The 2862-nt window shown below is 56.6% G+C and carries 2 protein-coding genes; both read left to right on the top strand.

The window, feature by feature from the left end; genetic code table 11:
- The first annotated feature begins 321 nt into the window (after positions 1-321).
- Positions 322-822, top strand: coding sequence for a hypothetical protein (locus LHW45_11275; protein ID MCB5286150.1), 501 nt, complete (start codon positions 322-324; stop codon positions 820-822).
- Between the two features lie 518 nt (positions 823-1340).
- The coding region (locus tag LHW45_11270) for an IS1634 family transposase (protein MCB5286149.1) at positions 1341-2862 on the top strand (1522 nt) is incomplete at its 3' end.

Below are 2862 nucleotides of genomic sequence, written 5' to 3'. Positions count from 1 at the left end.
CCAACAACCAACCGCGTCGCTTCGCTCCGACCGCCTGGCCGGAATCACTGGAACAGGCGGCCGGGATCACGTGGAATGCGTGGCCGCCTTCGCGTGGAATCACTGGCCGGATGTCGTGGAATACGCATCAGGCAGGGTTGTTCGGTTTTCTGTTTAAGGCGAAAAGTCTCATAATTATAACAAGTTAAAATTAAATGATAAGGTGGCATCGTTCTTGTTTGTACTGATTCGTATGAGTGGATCCTCCGCCAGGAATGTCGCAGGCAAGCTGGTTTTCATGAGGTTTAACCCTTTAAATATTAATTGATATTGATGGTAGTAATGAGTAGTCCCGTTAAAACTGAAATGAATGTGCTTCTCATTGATAATCCGCAGCGACTCTTTTCCTGTTCACGTCTTCTTCCTGAGTTGCGGAAAAATCTATCGAGTGAACAAGTGTTCTGCATGGCTGCGCATGACAGCTTTTGTGGTCTACAGCTATGCAGGGCGTTTGAAATGGATTTAGTCGTCGTAGCTGTTCGCCAGTCCGAATTGCTACGGACGATGATTTTGCAAATTGAGCAGGAGTTTCCCGGAGTGGTAGTGCTGGTGGTAGGGAAAGACAGCGACCGTGTGGCGGTCGACGATGTCCTGCGAGAGACAGGATCCCGGTGGATAGCTATGCAATCCGAAGGAGAAGTTTCTCCAAGTATGGAGATTGAACGACGAGTTCGTGAGATTAGGACAGAAAAGTTGAAAATTGGTCAGGAATTATCCAAACAAGCGCAAGGAGTTGGTTCAAGGGTCTTGATACGCCTTAACGCTACTCACATGACCAGCTGAAATAACAAGGGTATTTGCTGAGCTTTGTGTCTGTTGCCCAGCAAAAAATATATCCTTCTGGTAACCAGTTGCTGTTATGGACTTTGAAAACAAGAACCACGAGGACATTACCCAAGAGAAGTGCCGTGAAGGGAATGAACACGGTCAGGTTGCTGGCCGAGCAGCTCGAGGGATATCTATCGCGAGCGACGGCCAGCGAGAAACCAGCAAATCGTTTAGAAGGTGCTCTCCCTGGAGTTCATTGCCGACCGCTTTGGAGGAACCGAGCGGTATTGCTCATTCCGATCCGGGAGCCCTGCAAAACATGTCCGAGAATGACTATCCAGTGACCTCGTTGCAACTCAGGCCTAAGTTTGCGGGTTGTGGGCACATTTTAGTGCAGTACCGAAAATTTTATCACGCAATTTCAGGCTGATAGCTTTTTTGGCGGTGGTGGAAATCCTCAAAACCTGTGGGCACACGCGCTACCATTTTTCTCTTGAAATACAAATTTTTAAACGCTACCGTGGTGGGCAGCCATGTACCTGCGATCCACGAAACGAAAGAACAAGAACGGCACCGTCACCGAGTACCTCCAGCTCGCCCACAACGTGCGGGATCCGGAGACCAACTCCACCGTTGCCCGCATCATTCACAGCTTCGGCCGGGCCGATCAGCTGGACCGCGAGGCCCTCGTCCGGCTTGCCCGCTCCATCGCCAGGGTCTGCGGGATCACCATCCTGGATTCCGCTGCCACTGGCGTTCACCAACAGGGCAGCGGCGGGTTGCCCGATGATCTTGAAATTCTGCGCACGGTCGAACTCGGCACCGTGCTGGTCATTGAAACCCTGTGGGAGCGACTGGGCATCGGCAAGGCGCTCCGGGCCCTGCTCGGCAAGGGCAAGTACGCCGTCCCCTACGACCAGGCGCTGCTGGCCATGACCGCCAACCGCCTCTGCGATCCCGAGTCCAAGCTCGGGGTCTGGGATCGCTGGCTGGAGCGGGTCCATCTTCCCGGTTGCCATGGCCTGAAACTGCGGCAGATGTACGAGGCCATGGACTTTCTCCACCAGCATATCGATGCGGTTGAGGAGGCGGTCTTTTTCCAGACCGCCAATCTGTTCAACCTCTCGGTCGACCTGATTTTCTACGACACCACCACGGCTTCGTTTGCCATCGACTACGAGGACGAGGCCGACGAAAACAACGCTGGCCTGCGCCAGTACGGCCATTCCAAGGAGGGTACCTGGACCCCACAGATCGTTGTCGCCCTGGCGGTCACCCGGGAAGGGCTGCCGGTGAAGGGTTGGGTCTTTCCCGGCAACACCGCGGATGTGTCCACGGTCGAGCGCATCCGCCAGGACCTCCGCGGCTGGAAACTCGGCCGCGCCCTGTTTGTGGCCGACTCGGGCATGAACTCCGCGGACAACCGGGAAGAGCTGGCCCGGGCCTGCGGCAAGTACCTGCTGGCCACCCGGATGGCAACGGTGGCCGAGATAAAACAAGAGGTGCTCGCCCAACCCGGCCGCTACACCGAGATCACCGACAATCTGCACGCCAAAGAGGTCGTCCTCGGCGATGGCGAACGCCGGCGACGGTATATCCTCTGTTACAACCCGAAGGAGGCCGAGCGGCAACGGGCCCACCGGGACGGGATCGTCCGCCTGCTCGAAGAGGAACTGGCCAGCCATCGCGACCGGGATGCCTCCGCCCAGTGGGCCGTCGAACTGCTGGCCTCCAAACGCTACAAGCGCTACCTGGCCACGACCGAGGCCGGCAAGCTCCGCCTGGATCGCGCCGCCATCACCGAGGCCAAGCGGTATGACGGCAAATGGGTGCTGGAAACCAATGATGACACCATCAGCCTGGAAGACGCCGCCCTCGGCTACAAGGGGCTTCTGGTGATCGAGCGGTGTTTCCGCTCACTGAAACGCACCCAGATCCAGATGATGCCGATGTACCATTGGGCCGGCCGGCGCATCGAGACCCATGTGAAAATCTGCGTCCTGGCCCTGTTGCTCGAGCGCGTGGCCGAGCTTGAATGCGGGCAACCCTGGTCCC

The sequence above is a fragment of the Candidatus Cloacimonadota bacterium genome (assembly GCA_020532085.1).
In the GTDB taxonomy this organism is placed as follows: domain Bacteria; phylum Cloacimonadota; class Cloacimonadia; order Cloacimonadales; family Cloacimonadaceae; genus Syntrophosphaera.
Note: the sequence above shows the minus strand (reverse complement) of the source record. Positions and strands in the feature narration are given on the sequence as shown.

Bases quoted from the DNA above. Each gene is read 5' to 3' on its own strand.
- LHW45_11275 (MCB5286150.1), top strand. From the start codon at position 322: ATGAGTAGTCCCGTTAAAACTGAAATGAATGTGCTTCTCATTGATAAT.